This window comes from Fibrobacter sp. UWT2 (assembly GCF_900142545.1).
Classification (GTDB): Bacteria; Fibrobacterota; Fibrobacteria; order Fibrobacterales; family Fibrobacteraceae; genus Fibrobacter.
The window spans coordinates 157,552-177,913 of the sequence record NZ_FRBF01000004.1 but is presented as its reverse complement, the minus strand read 5'-3'; the positions used below and the strand labels follow the sequence as shown (position 1 = coordinate 177,913).

The following is a 20,362-nucleotide window of genomic DNA, read 5'->3' as shown; positions in this document are numbered from 1 at the left end:
ACTATCGCTAGTGTGGTTTTTCGGCGTATTCGCCAATGCCGAAAAAATGGAATCGAGTATTCAAGAAGCTCTTTACCTGTTCGAAATGAAGGGCGAAACTTCCGAAGCCATCAAGATGCTTGAAAACGCCGCAATGCAAGGCGACGAAGACGACAAGGAGCAAGCCTATTTTTACCTAGGCAAAATCCAGGAACTTTCGGACAACAAGACTTCGGCAAATTTCTACTACGAACAGAGCCTGGCAAGGACAAACGAAGTCGCTAAGGCCTACTGGCTGTCAGAACGAGAAAGCGCCACAAGCAGCAAGCCCGAAGCCTTGTTGCGCGCCCCCATTCAATTAAAGAATTCCATTCAGAGGACTTTTGGAAAGAACCCCACCTACCTGCTTTTAAACGACGGCACCATTTGCAAAATCAAGGATGACCGAATCGAGAATATCGCAACGGCTCCCGAGAACAAGCAAATCTTCAACATTGACCGTCAAGGCATCTGGTATCAGCCTGTCGACCAGGACAGTCTTGTATTCAAGGCTTTCTACACAAGCACATCTACCAAAAGTTTCCCCATTACCAACATCACCCACTTTTTGATTGACGGAAACAAGGCCGTCGTTCAAACGGAAAAGCAACTTTTCATTCTGAACAACAAGCGCATCGTGGCGCAGGTCGAAGACAAGTACAGCGGCTGCGTCCCCGAAGGATTCTTCGCGCCCACTAACGAATTCATTCTGAACTGCACCGATAACGCCCTTCACTTCATTTCGTCCGAAGACGGAATGACCAAGAAATCTATCGCCCAGTTCGACGTCATCAAGAAAGTCCTGATTGACAAGAATATGCTTTACCTGGTATCGGGCAATTACCTTTACGCCTACTATCCCAAGCAGAGAGTTGCGCCCGTATGGAAAATTTCAGCCAGCAATATCGAAAGCATTTTCCCGTTTGAAAGGGAACTCGCCTTGTTTGAAGCCTCCGGAAGAATTTCCCTCATCGACAAAAAGAGCGGTCTCACCCGCAAAACGATTCGAAGCGACGCCTCCTCCATTTATCCCCTTGCCAAGGGAACCTTGGGGCTGTTTTCTGCCGAAGGCGCCATTACTGCCGTGGACACGCTCTTGAATCCGCTGTGGCATTTTAACTTTGCAAAGCCGGTGGAACAGTCCCCCATTTTCACCAACGGAAATCTCTACTTGTATTTCGGCGATCGAAAGTTGGTATCGCTCTCGCCGCACTACTATGGTAAAAAGGTTCTGCTTTCCGAAATTCTTGCCAGACAGGCAGCCGATATCACCGAGCACGAAGAATGGGAAGACTTGCCGCCGGTTCTTGATTCCCTGTTCAAGCTGGAACCCGGAAACGCCGAAGGTTGGTTCTTCAAGGCCCTTTATCTGGAGCAGAATAAAGGCAACGAACGCGATAAACAGAAGGCGTGGTCCGAAGCCGTTCGACTTTCGAGTAGCAACCCGCAAGCGACCCAGCTGATTTTAAACCGTTACGGCAAAGCCATCGGCGCCAAGTTCGTCACCTTGCTTCCGATTTCGCCGAAGACTCGTTACCCTCAATTCTTTAGCAGCAAGAAATACCTGTACACCATCGATCCCGCCGCAGATAGGCTTCTCTGCATTAACGCCGAGTCAGGGGAACTTCGCTGGGCCAAGTACATTGGCGCCTTAGACAACAGCCCCGTTATCGAAAACGACGAAAACACCCTGGTTATCGCGACTGGCTATAACATCGCCATTTACGACCTGAACAAGGACGGCGCCCCCGTTACGTTGCAACTTCCCGGCAAGGCTTTCAAAATGAACATTACCGAGAATGCCATCTACATTTCCACCTGGAACGGATTCCTGCTCAAGATTCTAAAGCCGGACAATAAGCTCGCCTGGTCCAGAAAGATTTTCTCTGTACCCTTCTTGCATTCCAAATCGGACAAGGTCATTTACGCCTGCAATTTGGAAGGAGAAATGGTTTCCCTTGACGATGAAGCCGGACAGACTCAGGAAAATTCCACCCGCAAGATACCGGGACAGGTTTCACACTTGCTGAGTACAGATTCCATTACCGCCGTCGCTAGCGGAAACAAGCTTTACCTTTTCAACCAGAAAAAGAAAGACGCTCCGCTCCAAATCCTGATGGAAAACGCGATTTCTTCATTGCAAGTCATCCAGGACCATAACGAAAGAAAATTCCTCGTGGGTCTTTCGGACCAATCCATTCTGCTTTACACCGAAGCGGGCGCACCCCTGTGGAAATACACCGGCAAGAACGCCATTTTCCCGAAACCTTTCGTAAAAGACGGCTTTGCCTGGATAGACCAAGGAAACGAAGTCATCGGAATTTCCATCAAGACCGGCAAAAAAGAACAAAAATTCAGCACTCCGGGCGGTGCCAGCACGCCGTTTATCCTGAATCATACGTTATTCAGCGCTTCTCCGAAACGTCTTTTGTACGGATTTTCATTATAACATAAAAAACACCCTTGAAACGGGTGCTTTTTAACTCTTGTAAATAAATTTTGGTGGTTTTTTTATCTAAAACACACTAAATTTAAGGTATGGATTATGGGAATATAAAGAATTCTTTGGGATGCACGGTTAAAACACATGCATCGAGGTTTTTCACTTTGGCGACCGCCCTCGGGGCCATGCTTTTAGTTGGTTGTAACGAAGAAAGCAAGGCCGCACCCGAAAAGGTGGAATCGGAATACAGCCGTAGCGAAACTCTGTATATCGGCGGTTTCGACTGGGCGCCTCCTTCTACGTTTAACCCGCTGGACTACGATCCCAACTTCCCCATTGATGGCAACTGCCGAATCACCTACGAAGCATTGCTTGCCTATAACCAATTGAGTGGCGAACTGGAACCCATGCTGGCCGACAGCTACACCAGCAGCGAAGACAAGATTACCGTCCACCTCGATCCCAAGGCCAAGTGGAGCAACGGCAAGCCCGTTACCGTTAGCGACGTCCTGTACACCTTCAAGATTGACTCCATTCTTCCCACGCCGCGTCACGGCAACTGGGAATTCTTGAGCGAAATCACCGACGACGGCGACAACAACATTTCCTTCCACTTTGGAAAGAACAAAAATCCCTTAATCATCCTGAACGCTATTGCGGAAACCTCCATCTTGCCCAAAGAAGTCTTTGAACCCCTTGTCCAGGGGGCGAAGTCCGGCAAGAAATACGATATGAGCCGCATTACTGCCTTCAAGAACGATTCCATGCCGGTCGTTTCGGGTCCTTACAACATCAAGACCTATTCTCCCGAACAGATCGTATTGGAACGCAACGACAATTACTGGGGCAACTACAAATATAACGGCAAGAAGCCCTCTCCCAAGTACATCATCCATTCCCTGTACAACGGAAACAACCATTTCAACAGCGCCATGACCAAGGGCAACTTGGACATTTCGTCGGTGTTCCTGCCCCGCATTTGGGACAAGGCTAAGGATAGCATCCGCGCCTGGAGCCGCAACGAACCGTACCACCTCCCTGGGTCCATCACGACTCTTCTCATCGCCCACCAGAGCGCCCCCTTCAACGACGTGGCACTCCGTCGCGCCATGATGCACGCCATCAACTTCGAGAAGATCAAGTCCCGCGCCGTTTCGAACTACACCCCCGTCATTCAGCCGGGATTCATCCTGCCTTTCGGCACCGAATCCAAGTTCTTCAACAAGGAAGATGCTGACAAGTACGGCTACGCCTACGACATCGAAAAGGCCAAGTCTATCTTGACTGCCGCCGGTTACAACTGGGACGATAGCGGCAAGCTAATCGACAAGAAGAAGCAGCCCGTTCGCAGCTTCACCATCGAATGTCCGCAGGGTTGGACCGACTGGGAAGACGCCATCAAGGTGATTGTGGAATCGCTCCACGAAATCGGACTTACCGCCGAAGAAAAATTTGTCGACTATAGCGTATGGGACAAGAACCTGAGACAGGGCACATTCGACCTTGCCATGAAGACTCAGACGGCAGAACTTTCTGCAGCTTCTCCCTGGAACCGCTTTGACCAGGTCATGGGTTCCGTTTCCTTCAAGGAAATTGGCGAAGAAGCCTTTGCCAACCAGGGCCGCTACAAGAACGAAGACGCCGACAAGTTGCTCCAGAAAATTCCCGCCCTCACCAACGAGAAGGACCTGATTGCGGCATACCGCGAGCTGAACCGCATCTTCATGGAAACGATTCCGGTGATTCCGGTGATGTACCGCCCGACGCAGTACTACCAGTTCTCGACCAAGCATTGGACCAACTTCCCCACCGAAGAAGATCCCTATGCTCCGCCCCAGAGTCTCGTTGTCGCAGCCGGCGTAAAAGCCCTTTGGAAGATTACTCCCATCGCAGAACCTGCGAAATAAAAAAAACAGATTTACTGCTTTTGAAAGCGCCCGTTTACAGGGCGTTTTTTTGCTTTTAGCCTATAAAAAAACTATTTTTAGCGTGATACTTCTTAGTGGAGGCCCCTATGGGTAAATCTCGTTTTATTTTGCCGAATGCGTTTACCAGCATGAATTTTCTTCTTGGCGTTTTTGCCATCTGTTGGGTGACCGGCGCATTCAGTTCCTTTACGACATCTGATCCTATTCGTACCGGTGCCTATTTCATTATCTTGAGCGTTCTCTTGGACAAGCTGGACGGCTTTGCCGCCCGCCTCGTAAATGCAAGCTCCGAATTCGGCGCCCAGTTCGACAGCCTCGCCGACCTGATTGCCTTTGGCCTCGCTCCGGCCTTTACGGTTTTCTTCACCTACAAGACATTGTCCCCGGATTGGTTCCAGGCAAACGGAGTGCTCCTGATTGTGACGTTCTCCATTTACGTGCTTTGCGCCGCCATGCGCCTCGCCAAGTACAACGCCTGCGACTCTGACACCTATCACCACCACTTCTCCGGTCTTCCGTCCACCTTCGCAGGTGCAATCAACGCAATCCTGATTGTGTACCTGAAGTCCAACGGCCTGTTCGAAAATCCCGAAAGCCCCATGTTGGTGATTCCCGTGCTGGTGATGCTCGTGACCGGTCTTCTGATGGTGAGCCCGCTCTTCTTGCCCAAGCTCCAGCCCCGCAAGAACCAGCTGTTCAACATCGGCCAGGCCATTCTGATCGTGATCACCTACATCTGCGGTTTCCTGTTTATTTCGGAAAAGGTTCCGTTTATTCTGGAATACCTGCTGATCCTTTGCTCCACTTACCTGGTTGTCGGATTCACCATCGGGCTCGTCCAGCGTAAGCGCATCATTGAAAACGCCGAAAAGAACAAGATTGAAGAACGCCGCTAGACCGTTTTAAGCCATTCCGCAAAGGAATGGGCGTAGCGGTCAAACAAAGCCTCTAAAGACATTCTAGGAAGTTCCAGAGTAATGCACTCTGGACTTTTTTGTTCCTTGCACCAGGTGCCTAGGCTGCCGGGTGTCGGGTACCCGATATCGGGCAGCCACGGAACGCCGAAGACTTCACAAAGCGAATCCACCATCGCCGAGCGAACGGGGGCGTCGACGCAGGCAATGGGTGCATGCATCGAAAGAATGGCTTCGGGGGCAAGCTTTTGAATGAGCGACACAAGGGCTGCCGTTTCCGGTTCACTTCCGGGAACCGCCCCTGCAGAAAGCAGAGTGTCGCGCGGAGCTTCCAGAACGGAACGAGTTTGTACCGGTTCGCCGTTCCAATTAGCCGTCGGGAAATTGCGGTTCAAGTCTACCCCATTGGCATTACCCCGAGTTCCAAGAGTCACGCCGTCTGGATTAGCACACAGAACAAAGGCCACCGATTCAAAAGGCTCTTCGAACATACGCAGGGTACGACTCAAAAGAAAAGTCGTTTCCGGTTCTTCGCCATGGATACCGGCAATCACCAAAAGGCGACAACGGCCCTTACAAGGGATGTAGCGAAGTGCCGTTCCCAGAACAGAACGACCGTATTCAGAAAAGGCTTGTGAAAGGGTAGAACGCATCGGTCTTATACAAAATAGGGATAGATATAATCGTGGGCAAGAGTTTCCAGATTATCCAGCAAGGCAGACTTGCAGGCAATATCGGTTTTCTCATAGAGAGCGCGAAGGTTTTTCAGCGAGAAATTTTCCAAATATTTCCGCGAAGTGGGCAAATGCGCAATGTGCCATTTTTCGGGCTGGATTTTACCGCGGCCAGGCACGAAGACGCGCTGGAAGCCGAAGGACTCCCCCGCCCCCATCAGTTCGGTCAGTTTCTCATGGAAGGGGCGGAACATGCCGTCACATTCGGCGGGAGTAAGTTCCACCTCGTAACCGGCGGGACAAGCGTTGCCATCGACGACATCCAGGTCGGTCCCTAAATGGTGACGGCTTGCACCAGGGAGCGCCGACCACGTTAAAATCGCATACATCAAATCTTCTTCGTCGCTCGGGCGCTCCATGGGGAGTCCTTCGGCGGAAAGAAGCTTCAGTTCGCCGCTAGCCTTGCGGTTCCAAATCGAGAGTTGCCTTTCAAAGGGGCGATACGCCGACTCGATGCGGAGTGCAAATCCGAACTTTGACAGCGATTCTTTTAATTTGTTGTAATCTTCTAGAATTTGTTTATCAACAGTATAGCCATCGACCTTGACAAAATCAGCGGAATCAACCGGGCGAAGGCCGTAACAAATCTTGGAGTCCATCAGACATGCCCTCCCATTTTTTCAATCAAATCCAACCACTGCTTGGTCGTAGCCTTTTTCTTGCGCACCACCTTCTTTTTACCCAATACCTTTGAGACCGCATCATTTAACGGAGAAGGATTTGCATGAGTCCAGGCAATGGCAAGAGCATCCGAAGCGTCCAGCGGAAGATCGCCGCCTTGAATGCCGAGACGCGCAAAAATCATATTGGCCACCTGTTCCTTGGAGGCATTGCCGTCTCCTGTCACCGCCTGCTTAACGACGCGCGGGCTGTATTCGCTATAACTCATGCCACGCTTGCGGCAGGCCACCAACACGGCTCCGCGAATATGCCCCAGCACCAAAGCACTCTTGGCATTCTTGGCAAAAAAGATTCCTTCCATCCCGAAGGATTCCGGCTTATACTTGTCCAACAATTTCTCCAGTTCCGATACAATATGAAGCAAGCGGTCTTCAAGCGCATGACTTGCAGGAGCGTGCAGCGTTCCATATTCAAGTACGTTCGGCTTTGCCGAACCCATTTCAATAAAAGCGTAGCCAGTCGTAATGGAACCAGGATCTATACCAAGGACAATCATGCCGTAAAAATAAATTTCTGTACTCCCGTGGAAGAGAAATAACTAGATTTTTAGTGTATAAAAGAGAGGCGTCCAATGATTATCGATCAAGAACACGCAGGAATTGTTATGCGAGCGAAAACCCATCCGCGACAGTTGGGCATTCCCTTAAGTCGCTGGGGTCGAAACCTGATTGCATGCTGTCCGTTTCATTCGCCCGAAGAAACGTCCTTGTTCTTTTACGACGCCCTGGGTTACTGGCGCTACCGCTGCCTGCAGTGCGGAAGCGAGGGCGACCTCGTCGAATTCGTCATGCGCAGCCGCTTTAACGGCATGGACGAACCGGCCGCCCGAGCAGAGGCCGTCAACTTTTTAGGAAATCTGGAACCGGAACACGACCTGCAAGAAGAGCACCCGTGGATTAAGGAAATCGGCGGCGAAAAGTCCAAGGTTCTTGAAAACTTTGTGCGTTACTGCCACTGGGCTGCCTGCAAAAGCCCCTCTTCTGCAGAATTCCTGGCGGCACGCGGCTGGAGTATTGGCCAGGCCCAACTTTACGGCATTGGCTATTACAGCGGCGATCCGGAACCGTTCGTGAGTTTTTGCATGATGTCGGGCATTGAACGCCACCAGATCAGTTTCTACCTGGATAACCTGGATGCCTACCACGAGCCCCGCATTACAATCCCCGCACGCAACTCCAAGGGACTGATTCATTCCGTCTACGGTCGACTGATTAACGAAAACGACGGACCGCACACGTATGTTTCTTACGCCTCGGGACCCAGCGACATTCCGTTCAACATCCAGTCCGATGTTACCAAACCGATTGTCGTCGAAGGATTCTTCGACGCCTTGACCGCAGACCTCGCCGGCATTCCCGGAGTATCTTCTACCATGTACCAGGAACTCTCCTTGAGTCACCTGTACAAGTTGAAGGCCTGTGGTGCAGAATCGGTCACCGTGATTCTCAGGCGCGAACAGGACCGCCGCGAACAGGAATACCGCATCCAGAAATACCTGAAGATGGCGGAACGTCTGAATTTGAAACTCAAGTCCATCGTGCTTCCCAAAGACGAAACCGTTGACCAGGTGGTCCGCAAAAACGGCGCCGACCAGTTGATTTCGTTAGTGGAAAATACGGGCGTCGATACGGTTCACACCCACCGTCGTTCTATGCTGTTGCAGGACATCAAGGAAAACTTCGACACGGCCATGGGCTGCCCGCCCGATGTCAGCGTGGGTTATTCCCTGAACACCTTCCCGAAACTGACGCAAGAAATTGACGGTATCCAGTCCGGGTGCTTCTACGTTTCTTCGAAGCCTTTCGGTCTCAAGACCACGCTCCTTTCGAGCCTCGCCTTGGATTTGATCCAAAGCAACCCGAACCTCAAGCTGATCTACATCGCCCTTGAAACGCCGCGCCGCCAGATTTTCGACAGACTGGTGGCCATGCTCATTGGCGAATCGGTATTGACCGTCCGCAAGCAGAGCGCAGACGAAGCGGTCAACCAGAAGATTCTGGAAGCCACTCGCGACCTGATGGCGTTCGTACGCAACAACCGTCTTGAAATTTGGGACGACCAGAACAACTTCGACAACATCGTTCTGCTCCAGAACCTGAAGGAAGAAGTCAAGGAACACCAGAATTTGGTCGTAGTCATTGACGGTCTTGACCACCTGAAGGTTTCGGACCATGCCGACCTTTCGGACATTCACGAACGGCGTTCCTCAGTCATTCTCGACCTGTACAAGGCCCTGGACATTCCCATGTTCCTTGGCGGCGAACTCATTGATTCTGAACAAGGCCTTGTGGGGCCGCGCGCCTACCTGCGCGATTCCGACGCCATTTACTGGCTGGAATCCAAGGGCGGCAATATGTTCTTGACCGTCGATTCCAAGCGTCTGGGCAACAATCAGCTGTACCAGGGCACACTTTCGATCGATCCGCTTTCGAATCGAATGCAAGAAGAAATCGAGATCAATTAATGTTCACCATCGTCGACTTTAACAATTTCTGGAGTCCCTCGGGCGGTGGCGTTCGCCGCTACCACCTGCAGAAGATGGCCTTTTACGAACAACAGGAAGAAGTCCTGTCTGTCTTCGTGATGCCGGATTCCAAGACCTATACCGAACAAAAGAGCAAAGGGCTCGTTATCGAGCACGTGGAAGCTTACAGATTCCCGGGCAAGTGGGAATACCGCTTTATGTGGAGGCCGTCGCAGATTAGGCCTATCCTTGAAAAGTACAAGCCCCAAGTGATCGAAGTCGGTTCGCCCTATATTTTACCGACTGTGGTGCGCCTTGTAGCCAAGAAGGTCGTTCCTGAAGCGATTCTTTTAAGTTTCTGGCACGCCGACTTTCCCATCACCTATGTGCAGCGCCCGGTCACGAATAAGTTTGGCCGCACGCTAGGCATTTTGGCCAAGAAGGTCGCCTTCTGGTACGCCAGACAAGAATTCAAGCATTTTGACGGCATCCAAGTTTCTTGCGACGAAGTCCTGAAGCGACTCGAAAAGAATCACCTGCCGAAATCCCACTGGATTCCGCTGGGTTGCGACATCCAGATGTTTTCGCCGAAAAAACGAGACGAAAAGCTGGTTCTGCAGCTGAAAGCCGGAAGGCCTGAACGTCTCACGATCTTTTTCCCGCACCGTTTTTGCGAAGAAAAGGGAATCGAGCTTTTGCTGGGCGCCTACCCCCTGATTGCAGAAAAACTTGGCTGCGAACCGGCCCTTGTCTTTGCAGGCACAGGCCCGTACCTGCCGCAAGTGGAAGAAGCCGTCCAGAAGCACACGCACATTCAGTACGCCGGATTCATTTCGTCCATTGATGAAATGGCAAGGCATTACGCCAGCGTCGACCTTGGACTCGCCCTTTCGGGCTGGGAAACCTTCGGTCTTTCGATTCTCGAAAGCATGGCCTGCGGAAACGCCCAGATTGGCGCAAGCACCGGTGCCGCCGCCGAACATGTGCAAAACTCCGGCGCAGGCGTCATCTTAAGAAAGCGCACGCCCGAAGCCCTGGCAGAAGCGATTGTGGAACTTTACCGTTCGGATTTAAGCCAAAAGAAGGCGAACGCCCGAACCTACGCCGAAAAATTCAGTTGGAACGATTGCTTTAAACGGCAATTGGACCTGTACAAACAAATTTATAACCAAAAGAGGAACTCATGATCCGTCACATTGTTTTTTGGAAATTGAAGAGCGAAGCCGAAGGTGCTACCGCAAAAGAAAACGGCCAGAAGATGGTCGACGCTTTCCACGCCTTGGCTGGAAAGATCCCTGGACTCTTGAGCATTGAATCGGGATTGAACTTCAACAAGGCCGAACTGGGCAACGGAGACGTGGAATACGATATCGCACTCGACACCACCTTCCACACCAAGGCCGCTCTCGACATTTATCAGAACCATCCGGAACATTTGGCAATCGTTTCCTTCGTCAAGAAGGTCGTGACCGAACGTCGCGCAGTCGATTTTGAATTTTAACGAAGTGCAATAAAAAGTGCAATTTATTTTTTAAACGCACTCCATTTGAAAATTCTTTTGCTAAATTATTAGATATGGTGCAATACAGTCAAACTTCATGGCAAGAATATACTCTGGCGAATATGCTGGAGACCATGCGCTATGCGCCCATGAACGTGACTATCGGAAAAGCTCCCGTTATTCATTACACGTTGCCCCAGTCCATTGAAGCTGGCGAAATCGTTCGTTACACGGTAATGGTCGGTTTCCGCAAGATTAGCTGGACGGGCCGCATCAGTGCAATCAATAATGGGAAAATCATGGTCCGTCTCGACAAGGGACCGTTCCGCGGTTTTAATGCGAGCCACCAGTTTACCGACGAAGGCAATATGACCGCCTGCTACGACGAATTCTCGTTCCAGGGGTTCAGCGAATTTCCGGAAGATGCCTTCGCAAAGGTAATGGACAACGCATCCATTGTTTACGCTATCGCTAGCCGCAAGGATACTCGCGAAGCCCTCGCCGCCATCGAAAGCAAGAAACAGACTCAAGGGTTCAACGCCATCGACCAATCCGCTACCGCCGGATAGCAGCGAGATTTCCATGTACAAAAACTTGGAACAGGCACTGCTGGATCTTGAACGAGCAGGCATGCTCAAGCGCATTCAGCGTGAAGTGGATCCGTACCTGGAAATGCCCGAAATCGCGCGCCAAGCTTTTGAGAATAATGGTCCAGCCATTCTATTCGAACATGTCAAAGGAAGCCCATTTAGGGCCGTCTGCAATATTTTCGGCTCCCAAGAGAGGCTCGATTACCTGTTCCGCGACACTCTGAAGGGAACGCAGACCGCAGTCCTTTTCAAGTCGAATCCGGTAGAATTCTTTAAGCACGCCTCGCCCGCCAAGCTTTTGAGGGCTGCCCGCACAGGCCTGCATTCGCTCCCGAAAAAGAGCGGAAGCCTTAAGGATTTTAAGGAACGCAAGCTATCGGACTTGCCGCAGCTCGTTTGCTGGCCTGAAGACGGAGGTGCCTTCATCACGCTTCCGCAGGTGGCGACTCGCCCCGCCGAAAACGCATCAATCATGACAACGAATGTGGGCATGTACCGCATCCAGATTTCTGGCAACGAATACGCCAGCGACGAATGCGGCCTGCATTACCAAATCAAGCGCGATATCGCTAGACACCACCAAAAGGCGATTGAAGAAGGCAGACCGCTCAAGGTCAGCATCTTTATCGGAGGGACGCCCGCGCAGACGGTGGCTGCCGTGATGCCCATGCCCGAAAACTTGAGCGAACTTTTGTTTGCAGGCATGCTCGGCGGCAGACGTTTCCGCTACTTTATCCACGACGGTTATTTAGTTTCAAGCGACGCGGATTTTTGCATTCTTGGCGAACTCCAGCCGGATCTAAAGCCCGAAGGGCCCTTCGGCGACCACATCGGCTACTATTCCGATAGGCATCCGTTCCCATTCTTGAAAGTCAAAAAAGTCTTGTGCAAGAAGAACGCCATCTACCCCTTTACGGTCGTAGGGCGCCCGCCACAAGAAGACACCTTGTTCGGAAGCTTCATTCACCAGATTACAAAGCCCATGGTTCCGGCATCGATTCCAGGACTTGTAGCTCTACACGCCGTTGATGACGCCGGAGTCCACCCGCTTTGCCTAGCGCTTGCCCACGAACGCTTTAGGCCTTACGCCAAACCCGAAGACCGCGAGCCGCTTGAACTTTTGAAGACGGCGAACGCCATTCTCGGATTCAATCAGGCGAGCCTCACCAAGTACCTTTTGATTGCCGCCGCCGAAGACGAAGAAGCCGGCCGCAAAATCGATGTCAACGATATCGCCAGATTCTTCGGACATGTGCTGGAGCGCATCGACTTTAGCCGCGACTTGCATTTTGAAACGAGTACTAGCATCGACACGCTTGACTACACCGGAAGCAAGCTGAATCACGGTTCCAAGCTGACGCTCGCCGCCGCGGGCACCAAGAAGCGCGAGCTCCGCAACAATCCTGAAGATTTGCAGACACTCAAAATCCCGCGAATCACCTCGGCAAAAATCGCTATGCCGGGCGTGATTGTTTTGCAAGGTCCCACCTACGACGAAGCCGCACGCGATGCCTTTATGGCACAAATTGAAGCGGCACTCGCCCACTGGGAATTCCGCGAAAATTACCCCTGGATTTCGATTGTCGATTCCGCATTGGATTCTTCTCTGGACAGCGGCAACCTTCGCGATTTCTTGTGGCTCACCTTTACTCGTTCTGACCCGGCGAAGGATGTTTTCGGCTACCACGCCCAAGTTCTCGAAAAGCACTGGGGGTGCGTTGCCCCGCTGATGGTCGATGCACGCATCAAGCCGCACCATCAAAAGGCGCTTACCGTGCCTGCAGAAATCCGAGAGCGTGCGCGCCAAATTTTAGACGAAGAAAAAGTCTTTGGGGGAAGCAAATGAAGAAACTGATTTTCGCCTTAACCTCGCTCTTTTTGTTCGCCACAAGTTCCGCCTTTGCCGAACACCAGTGCGGCACGGCACAAATATTGAATTACCTGAACAGCAAGAAAAACAAAAACGTCACGCAGATGCTAGCCTCCACCAAGGCATACGCACGCACGACAAGTTCAGGTTGTACCGCTAAAGATTATTACGACAGTGTCTATACCCGCACCACGAAGCATTTTGAAATATTCTACACCTTGAATGGTCCGCACAAGACGACTGTTGCGCACATCGATTCCCTGGAAAAGGCTCTTGAATACGCCTGGGACTTCCACGTCAATAAATCAGGAATGCTTCCGCCCAAGGGAACTTCCGAAACGCACCATTACGAAAAAAAGGTTCAAGACGGTCTCTACCCCGTCGAAGTCATCGACATCTACCTGCTGCAGAATTACAAGGCCGTAATGGACTCTGCATGCAGCGCATGCTTTGGGCTTACCATCCCCTTCGACAACGAAGAAAGCGAAATGCTGATGGAAAACGACTTTAGGCATGTACCTGAAACGAACCCCATCATCGACACCGTAGAATTCAACGACAAAGTCTGCACATACCCCCGCGCCTCCGAAGAATTTGTCAACGAGGCTTACAAATACTCCTACGTCAAGAATTTCATGCCGGCGCTCCGCATCACCTCGGCCCACGAAATGTACCATGCGGTTCAGTTCCGTTATTCCAGCAAAATGCCCCAGTACAATTTCTGGTTCGAAGCCTCCGCCTCTGGCGTCGAAGAATTAGCCGCCCCCGATGTAGACGACTATTTTACCTACCTTCCCAAATTGGCAAGGAACGTGGGTTTACCTTATAAGAACCTGGACAAGCCCTATGGCGCAGGCATATTCTTTTTGTACCTGCACAACCATGTAAGCCACAAGACCAACAGGCTTATCTGGGAAAATTTCACAAAGGCGCCAACTAAGTCGTTCCAATACCAGTTGGATCAAGTCGCTAAAAGCCAGGGCTTTTCCGCAGATTCCCTATTCCACGATTTCGCTATCAGGCTTGCTTTTACGGGCGACAGAAGTTCTCTAGTCGATTCGACCTTCTGGATCACAAGTGATCAGCCCCGATGGCCACAATTCCATACAAAATCCGAATCGGGTGCATTTGAAACCAGCTCTCTTGACTACACCGCCTACTACTACCACGTAAACGGTTCTCCGGACATGTCAAAATTCGTAGGAACGGCCTCGGCGATAGCCATTAAGCCAAACGCCTACTCCATCCGCTTTTTACCCTCCACCAACAGCATCGACTCTGCCCGTACGGAATTCCTTCGCAAATCCAGCGTCGATTCTATTCTTTGGGTATTCAGTCGCTTTAACGAAGAAAATACCATTCCGACGCACTTTAAGGATTCCACCCTACGAGCCTACCCCACCCCCTGGCGTCACGGCGCCTTATGCTTTACGCCGCTTCCCCAAAACAAGGACTTCATCGAAATTCGCAATCGCCGCGGAAACCTAGTCCATAAAATCAAGTACGATAACTACACCCATTGCCTTGACGAAAACGAAGTCAAGTCCCTTATGGTTCCTGGGGTATATCGCTTTAGAGCCGGCAACAGCGGCAAACTAAAAGACTTTATAATTGTTTATTAGACTACAGCCAGCTGAAGATATTGTCGGTCGCTTCTAGCTTCGGCAGAACAGAATTGGCCGCCGGCTTTTCTGTATTGCGCAAAATGGCCTTGCAGGCTTCAGCAAACAAATCATGACCATTTTTATAATGGTCGTCTAAACGGCGACGGGCATAGCCTTCTGCGGAATGGTTGTGAATCATGAACGCCCAGTCCGAAGACTGGAAAAGCATCAGTTCACGTTCCATTTGCTTGATATAGCGCGTGAGCAGTTTTCCGCGCGGTGATGTTGCTCCCATCTTTTCGCGGATAGACATCAAATGGTCTATCATGGCGCGCATGCGATACGATTGCGGGTAATACTTGTCAGTTTCACCGTTAATCCAGACAGAGCCAAAGCCGCCTTCGCCCCAGCTCGAGAAGGCCGGTTCATGTGCATCAGGATCAGCAGATTGAGTCATCACCTGATCGGCACCTGCGAATTCCAACACAGCCGAAGACGCACCACGCATCAGCATTTCTTCAAGGAAAATCGGACCTTCGAACCACCAGTGACCAAAAAGTTCGGCATCGTAGGGGCAAAGCATGGCGGCCTTGTGGCCCTCCATATTCACCAGCAATTCCGAAATGGTCGCTTCGCGATTCACCACAAAAAGTCTCGCATGGTCTTCGGCGAGTTTCATGGCATTCCACGGGCGGTAAATTTCCTTATGTTCGCCACCGGTAATGCGGTTGTACTTGAAGCCCGAATCAATGGGCGTGTCACCGGCAAAGAAGTATTCTCCTAAATAATCGCGCGGGCGTTCCTTGGCGATATCCGTAAAAAATTCGCGGTACTCGGGATGCCCCGGGTAACCCGTACGGCGGCTCCAGACTTCCATGGAACTTTTCTGTTCGCGGCCCATGCAGTAAAGCCCCTGCGTGGTACGCAGCGGCGTGAACACGCCGTACTTGGGCGTGGGCGACGCAAGAAGCACGCCGTGAGTTTCCAAGAAGAAGTAATGCAAGCCGAATTCGGCAAGGTACTTGTCGAGCCCCGGGAAATAGCCACATTCCGGGAGCCATACGCCCATGGGCTTACGGCCAAAGGCCCGTTCAAAAGTTCTCACCGTAACATCAAGCTGCATACGAATAGACGCAGGATCGCTCTGGTACGCCGGCAAGAACGGGTGCGTGCCCACGCAAGTGAGCAAGTTCAACTTTCCCGCCTTTTCAAGTTCCAGGAATTCCGCAAGCAAGTTGCGATGGATGCGGTTTTCCCACAAATCAATCAGCGTGTGCTGACGCGAAAGGTAAAAATGCGAGAGAGTCTCTAAATCCGTGCCCGCGTTGCGGGCCACTTCTTTTTCAATCAACTTGAGCTGGTGCTTTAAATGCTCCGAAAACTTGTCAAGCAAACTCTTATCCGAAAGCATCTCGATAAGCGGAGGCGAAACGCTCAAGTTAAGCGTCCCGGGCACGCCCTTTTCCAAGAGACGGCGCATCGCCTGCACCAAGGGCAGGTACGTTTCGGCAATAGCCTCAAACAGCCAATTCTCTTCGAAAAAGCGTTTATAATCCGGATGCCGCACAAAAGGTAAATGTGCGTGCATCAGGAAAATGATTTTTCCGGGAGCTCCCATTAAAACGGATTACTCCGTGCGCTTCACGACAATCGGAACGATCGTGGTCGGGAAATCGCCATCCTTGTCGGTCGCAAACACCGGAATGATTTTGGTAGAATCCGGCAGATCTTCTTCAAAGCTGAAGGTGCCATCCGGGTTCAGCGGGAACGGTTCGCCGCGCACCTGGAGGTGTGCATCCGGACGGGTTCCACCGTAAACGATCAAGCGGGTCTTGACCCACAGGAAGAAATCCTTACCGTAGTTCACGGAATCCTTGGCCACTTCGATGTTGTTCGACTGGAGGGCAGCACTAGAAAGGGCGCCCGAGAACATCGATTCCGAAGAGCTACCGAAGTTGCCACCGAGCTTCTTGAGCCAAGATTCAGCCGTCTGGCTCGAGAATCCGGAGCTCATAAAGTTGCCGAGGGTATTGCCACCGAGAGAAGCCTTGGCAAAGGCATCATCTTCGGCAGGAGCGGCAGCGGACTTGTCAAAAGTCATAACCGGAGCCGATTCCACGATAGGCTTGAAGTTCTTGCCAGATACGGCGCCGAGAACGGCAACGCAGGACTTGCCGGCGGTATTTTCGACATACCAGCTACGGGCATTTGCCGGAACTTCGACATCGCGGAACTTGCGCTTCTTGCCGCGCTGCACCGTAAGGTCGTCAGCAATGTCGAACAGGCGAAGAACGATTTTTCCCTTACCGTGCTTCGCTTCGTTAATTCTGTTTTCGGACACTTCCCAGAAGGCATGCATCCAGTTCGGATCCTTCTGCATGAGCACCAGGTATTCGGCGTCGAAAGACTGAGCGAGTTTGGCGACTTCCTTTTCAGAGGCCTTGGAAGCCTTCGTAGAAGCACCCTTCGTTGCCACCTTAGCCGTAGTCTTTGCAGTCTTCGTTGCAGTTGTCTTTGCGGCAGCGGCCTTCATTGCAGCTGCAGTTTTCGTCGTAGCCGTCTTGGTAGCGGCAGTCTTCGTCGCAGCAGTTTTAGTTGCTGCAGTCTTCGTTGTTGCCGTCTTGGAGGCAGTCGTCTTCTTGGCTGCGACCTTCTTCACTTCGTCCGAAATCTTGGACACCTTGGTTGCTGCGGCTTTCTTCACCTTGGCCACGGCCTTCACAGCCTTCTCTTCGGCATCTTTCATCGCCTTGAGAGTCGCGGATTTCGCAGTCTTAACCTTAGACTTTGTTTCAGTTTCTTTTTTTATAGCCATACTAGGCCTCCTTCATTAAAAATCCTATCGGGTCTGTCCCCAAGCAGCGATACCGGTCAAACCGATTCGAAGTCCGATAAACAATTCTTCCCACTCCGACTTGGTATCGGCAAAACGCTTACCACCCTGCAAGGCGACATCAATCGTGGTTCCCTTACGGCCCAGCGGGAATCCCCCACCAAGAGAGCCGCCCACTTCAAAGACGTCCTTGACATACCAATTTCTATACCACGCACCGGCACGATAGTTGATTCGGTTCCAATAGGATTCATAGAACAGCGGCGAACCATCGCACTGGTAACCCAACGACACCATAAAATCCGTCTGTGTTTCGGTGGTCGTCGGCATATTCCAACCGCCGGCGATGTTTTGAACATCCTTATCCCAAGCGCGCCAAGTCAAATCCATCATGATGTTGTGGCGTTTGGCCAAACGGTAATTGATACCGGTAGCAAGCATGGCGGGCACTTCGATTTCACGGACAGAGCGAGTGGCAGCCAAAGTGTCCAGTTCGCTAAATCTGAAGTTGTAATCAAGAGTGTTGCTCAAGGTGTAGCCCGTGGTATACGAGAAGAAATAGGACACCATCTTTCCGCGATACTGGAGTGCACCCGTGTAATAAGCAGGATGATTCTTGATTTCCCAAGTACCGTCCACGTAATCAGAAATCACATAATTGCCGGATGCCCAGGTATCACTCTTATCGACAGAGGAATCGTCTCCACCAAGAGTCAAGTTCCTAGAGGTATTACCCATAACGACATGGGCAGACGCACCAAGAGAGAAAGAGCGCAAGAACGGCAAACGAACGGCATAGGTAGGCACCAGTTCATAAACGCTGCCCTGGTATTCCAGTTTCACGTCCGAACCGATTTCCTCATTTTTGGATTCTTCGTTAAACGAAGACGCATAATGCTGCCAAAGAGAAAGACCCATGGCGCCAAAGGAACCCATCGGGAACGACAGGTTGAAAGACGGCATGGACATATTGGAAAGGGAATAATGATGTCCCTTATTTCGGGCATCTTCCATTTCCATGGCAAAATTCAAGTTGAACACGACCTTCGCATCGAAAGCCAAACGAGCCGGGTTCACGACAGACAAACCTTCGGCATCGCCCGTCTTGGCATTACCGGCAAAACCGCGGCCCGCTGCAGAAGCAGTACCGCCCATCACCTGCTCTTCGCCCAGGGCTTCAAGACCAATCATCGAAGAAAAGGCATAACCAGAAAAAACACTTAATGCGAGCAAAAACTTTTTCATTATTTATCCCCCCGCTTGGAAGCAAGCCAAAGTTTGAGGGTCATCGGATTTTCCACAGCCGTCGAGAAATCGTAACGGGCGTAATCGAAGTAGCTGAAATACTTGGTAATGGTATCGCCCTTGGACATATAGAGCGGCGTTCCATCAGCCATATAAAGCGTATCTTCCGTATTCGTCCTGTAATCGGAATAAAGCGACTTCTTTTCCTGCAAGAACGGCATACCCAGACGCATCGCAAACTTCATGTTACGGCCATCGCTTGCCTTATTGATGAAGTCACGGAGACCGTAAGTCAGCTGAAGCGTAAGCGAATCGCCTTCGTGGAAGACCAGGTTCTGGTGTCCCGACTTCACGATGGTTGCGGAATCGGGCAGATACCTTTCCATACGGCGGTATCTCAAGTCTTCGTCGCCATAAACCATATCGGCACTATCCACATAGGAGCCAGGAACCACTTGAATCGGCCAATTGAATTCCTTGCTACCCTTGGAATCGTCGCGGGCCATAGTCAGCTGGGCAAAAATCACCGTCTGGCGAACATCATTTTCGTCTTCACCTTCATAGGGGAATTCATCGCCGTAGAATTCGGACAAGGCCTCAAGGATCGGCTCCGGAGAGAACTCCACGATCATGGAATCAAGGACGCCACCGCTGACACCACCATGCAATACAGGACAATCGGAACATTCCTCGAGGCTCTTCACGAGTCCAGCCATGCGGAACGGACTGGGAGCCGGGTTAAGGAACGTTGTCGAATCGGAATAAAGGGCGAAAAGGGGCGGGTAATCCGTACCAGCACCATAGAAACGGTAAATACGCTCTGCCTTAGGAGCAGAGAGACGCAGCTGCAAGCGAGCAGAACCTTCAATTTCTTTCAAGCCTTTCACCAATTCAGAAGGAAGATCCAAGCGGATAGAAGTATCACCCTTGGCCATTTTCACGCTGTAAACCGTATCTACGGAACCAGTCGCTTCCCAGTTTGCCAAATCAGCGTACCAGGTGCTGTCATCGATGTCCATGATGCTATCCAGGAACTTCTTGTTAGTGCTAGTTTGAAGAATCCAGCTCACATTCACATCGAGGTCTTCACTATAAGGCAGAGAATCCGCCGGGAAGAACTTCGAGTTATACAGGGGACGCAACCAGAACAGGCCGAGGAACGCACCCGACGTATCGGAGGACTTCAGCTTATTCAAGAAATTCGTATCGGCACGGAAGGCGATATCCATGACAATGTCATGCGAAAGATTCGACACTTGGCCCAGAACGGCATTCGCATTGCCCGATTTCGGCGTCGTATCAAGGTAAGTCTTCGCAGAGGCAACCTTGAGGTCATTGATGGTCAGGGTCTGCACCTGGTAATTGCTGGGCATACCACGATCAGAAAGCCACGTTTCAAGACCATCGTCATCGGACTCGAAAATGCAAGCAGACAGGACGAATGCTATGGTTACAAAAAAGGACCAAAAATAAAGTGTTTTCTTTTTCACTCAGATCTCCGAGTTTAAACATCTAATTCCAGTGAAGAATATAGCAA

Annotated in this window: 16 protein-coding genes; 9 read left to right on the top strand and 7 right to left on the bottom strand. The window is 51.2% G+C overall.

Annotated elements, in window-relative coordinates; genetic code table 11:
* The first annotated feature begins 10 nt into the window (after window positions 1–10).
* From BUA40_RS04145 to BUA40_RS04135, 3 genes are all read left to right on the top strand, one after another.
* The gene (locus tag BUA40_RS04145; RefSeq protein WP_083585260.1) at window positions 11–2,467 is read left to right on the top strand and encodes a PQQ-binding-like beta-propeller repeat protein; all 2,457 of its coding nucleotides are present in this window, start codon (window positions 11–13) and stop codon (window positions 2,465–2,467) included.
* 179 nt (window positions 2,468–2,646) lie between these two features.
* Window positions 2,647–4,368, top strand: a complete 1,722-nt coding sequence (locus BUA40_RS04140) for an ABC transporter substrate-binding protein (protein WP_072798874.1) — start codon at window positions 2,647–2,649, stop codon at window positions 4,366–4,368.
* A 107-nt stretch (window positions 4,369–4,475) separates the two neighbouring features.
* On the top strand, window positions 4,476–5,285 hold the full coding sequence (locus BUA40_RS04135; RefSeq protein WP_072798704.1) for a CDP-alcohol phosphatidyltransferase family protein: 810 nt from the start codon (window positions 4,476–4,478) through the stop codon (window positions 5,283–5,285).
* On the opposite strand, the gene mpaA is transcribed toward BUA40_RS04135, so the two are convergent.
* Genes mpaA through ruvC form a run of 3 tightly spaced genes read right to left on the bottom strand, consistent with a single transcriptional unit; the run spans window position 5,282 to window position 7,214 of the window.
* Window positions 5,282–5,956, bottom strand: coding sequence for a murein tripeptide amidase MpaA (gene mpaA, locus BUA40_RS04130; RefSeq protein WP_072798691.1), 675 nt, complete (start codon window positions 5,954–5,956; stop codon window positions 5,282–5,284). The two genes, BUA40_RS04135 and mpaA, sit on opposite strands and share 4 nt — an antisense overlap.
* 5 nt (window positions 5,957–5,961) lie before the next feature.
* Window positions 5,962–6,636, bottom strand: coding sequence for a M15 family metallopeptidase (locus tag BUA40_RS04125; RefSeq protein ID WP_072798683.1), 675 nt, complete (start codon window positions 6,634–6,636; stop codon window positions 5,962–5,964).
* Entirely contained in the window at window positions 6,636–7,214 is a 579-nt protein-coding gene (gene ruvC / locus BUA40_RS04120) for a crossover junction endodeoxyribonuclease RuvC (RefSeq protein ID WP_072798681.1), read from the bottom strand. The genes BUA40_RS04125 and ruvC overlap by 1 nt, the downstream gene beginning before the upstream one ends.
* Before the next feature lie 75 nt (window positions 7,215–7,289).
* Between ruvC and BUA40_RS04115 the strand changes: the two genes are divergently transcribed.
* The 6 genes from BUA40_RS04115 to BUA40_RS04090 all read left to right on the top strand — a co-directional run bounded on the left by BUA40_RS04115 (window position 7,290) and on the right by BUA40_RS04090 (window position 14,765).
* Window positions 7,290–9,182, top strand: a complete 1,893-nt coding sequence (locus tag BUA40_RS04115) for a CHC2 zinc finger domain-containing protein (protein WP_072798679.1) — start codon at window positions 7,290–7,292, stop codon at window positions 9,180–9,182.
* Entirely contained in the window at window positions 9,182–10,369 is a 1,188-nt protein-coding gene (locus tag BUA40_RS04110; protein WP_072798677.1) for a glycosyltransferase, read from the top strand. Before BUA40_RS04115 ends, BUA40_RS04110 begins: the two co-directional genes overlap by 1 nt.
* Window positions 10,366–10,683 carry a Dabb family protein gene (locus BUA40_RS04105; RefSeq protein WP_072798675.1) on the top strand — a complete coding sequence of 106 codons (318 nt, stop codon included), beginning with the start codon at window positions 10,366–10,368 and terminating at the stop codon, window positions 10,681–10,683. The genes BUA40_RS04110 and BUA40_RS04105 overlap by 4 nt, the downstream gene beginning before the upstream one ends.
* A 74-nt stretch (window positions 10,684–10,757) precedes the next feature.
* Window positions 10,758–11,252, top strand: coding sequence for an SRPBCC family protein (locus BUA40_RS04100; RefSeq protein ID WP_143149686.1), 495 nt, complete (start codon window positions 10,758–10,760; stop codon window positions 11,250–11,252).
* Window positions 11,253–11,265: 13 nt separating this feature from the next.
* Window positions 11,266–13,119 (top strand): UbiD family decarboxylase, encoded by a 1,854-nt coding sequence (locus BUA40_RS04095; protein ID WP_072798670.1) that lies wholly within the window; start codon window positions 11,266–11,268, stop codon window positions 13,117–13,119.
* Entirely contained in the window at window positions 13,116–14,765 is a 1,650-nt protein-coding gene (locus tag BUA40_RS04090) for a hypothetical protein (protein ID WP_072798668.1), read from the top strand. Before BUA40_RS04095 ends, BUA40_RS04090 begins: the two co-directional genes overlap by 4 nt.
* A gap of 1 nt (window position 14,766) precedes the next feature.
* Here the strand turns inward: BUA40_RS04090 and BUA40_RS04085 are convergent, their stop codons facing one another.
* From BUA40_RS04085 to BUA40_RS04070, 4 genes are read right to left on the bottom strand one after another with little or no spacing between them, the layout of a single operon-like run.
* On the bottom strand, window positions 14,767–16,335 hold the full coding sequence (locus tag BUA40_RS04085; protein ID WP_255369198.1) for a glycoside hydrolase family 57 protein: 1,569 nt from the start codon (window positions 16,333–16,335) through the stop codon (window positions 14,767–14,769).
* A gap of 39 nt (window positions 16,336–16,374) precedes the next feature.
* On the bottom strand, window positions 16,375–17,562 hold the full coding sequence (locus BUA40_RS04080) for a DUF4912 domain-containing protein (RefSeq protein ID WP_072798663.1): 1,188 nt from the start codon (window positions 17,560–17,562) through the stop codon (window positions 16,375–16,377).
* A 24-nt stretch (window positions 17,563–17,586) separates the two neighbouring features.
* A complete protein-coding gene (locus BUA40_RS04075; RefSeq protein ID WP_072798662.1) occupies window positions 17,587–18,825 on the bottom strand; it encodes a hypothetical protein in 1,239 nt (412 codons plus the stop codon).
* Entirely contained in the window at window positions 18,825–20,315 is a 1,491-nt protein-coding gene (locus BUA40_RS04070; RefSeq protein ID WP_083585258.1) for a hypothetical protein, read from the bottom strand. The genes BUA40_RS04075 and BUA40_RS04070 overlap by 1 nt, the downstream gene beginning before the upstream one ends.
* Window positions 20,316–20,362: the final 47 nt, after the last annotated feature.

Excerpts from the sequence above, each read along its gene's own strand:
- BUA40_RS04140 (WP_072798874.1), top strand. The coding sequence starts at position 2,647 with ATGCTTTTAGTTGGTTGTAACGAAGAAAGCAAGGCCGCACCCGAAAAG.
- BUA40_RS04135 (WP_072798704.1), top strand. The coding sequence starts at position 4,476 with ATGGGTAAATCTCGTTTTATTTTGCCGAATGCGTTTACCAGCATGAAT.
- mpaA (WP_072798691.1), bottom strand. The coding sequence starts at position 5,956 with ATGCGTTCTACCCTTTCACAAGCCTTTTCTGAATACGGTCGTTCTGTT.
- BUA40_RS04125 (WP_072798683.1), bottom strand. The coding sequence starts at position 6,636 with ATGGACTCCAAGATTTGTTACGGCCTTCGCCCGGTTGATTCCGCTGAT.
- ruvC (WP_072798681.1), bottom strand. The coding sequence starts at position 7,214 with ATGATTGTCCTTGGTATAGATCCTGGTTCCATTACGACTGGCTACGCT.
- BUA40_RS04115 (WP_072798679.1), top strand. The coding sequence starts at position 7,290 with ATGATTATCGATCAAGAACACGCAGGAATTGTTATGCGAGCGAAAACC.
- BUA40_RS04110 (WP_072798677.1), top strand. The coding sequence starts at position 9,182 with ATGTTCACCATCGTCGACTTTAACAATTTCTGGAGTCCCTCGGGCGGT.
- BUA40_RS04105 (WP_072798675.1), top strand. The coding sequence starts at position 10,366 with ATGATCCGTCACATTGTTTTTTGGAAATTGAAGAGCGAAGCCGAAGGT.
- BUA40_RS04100 (WP_143149686.1), top strand. The coding sequence starts at position 10,758 with ATGGTGCAATACAGTCAAACTTCATGGCAAGAATATACTCTGGCGAAT.
- BUA40_RS04095 (WP_072798670.1), top strand. The coding sequence starts at position 11,266 with ATGTACAAAAACTTGGAACAGGCACTGCTGGATCTTGAACGAGCAGGC.
- BUA40_RS04090 (WP_072798668.1), top strand. The coding sequence starts at position 13,116 with ATGAAGAAACTGATTTTCGCCTTAACCTCGCTCTTTTTGTTCGCCACA.
- BUA40_RS04085 (WP_255369198.1), bottom strand. The coding sequence starts at position 16,335 with ATGCACGCACATTTACCTTTTGTGCGGCATCCGGATTATAAACGCTTT.
- BUA40_RS04080 (WP_072798663.1), bottom strand. The coding sequence starts at position 17,562 with ATGGCTATAAAAAAAGAAACTGAAACAAAGTCTAAGGTTAAGACTGCG.
- BUA40_RS04075 (WP_072798662.1), bottom strand. The coding sequence starts at position 18,825 with ATGAAAAAGTTTTTGCTCGCATTAAGTGTTTTTTCTGGTTATGCCTTT.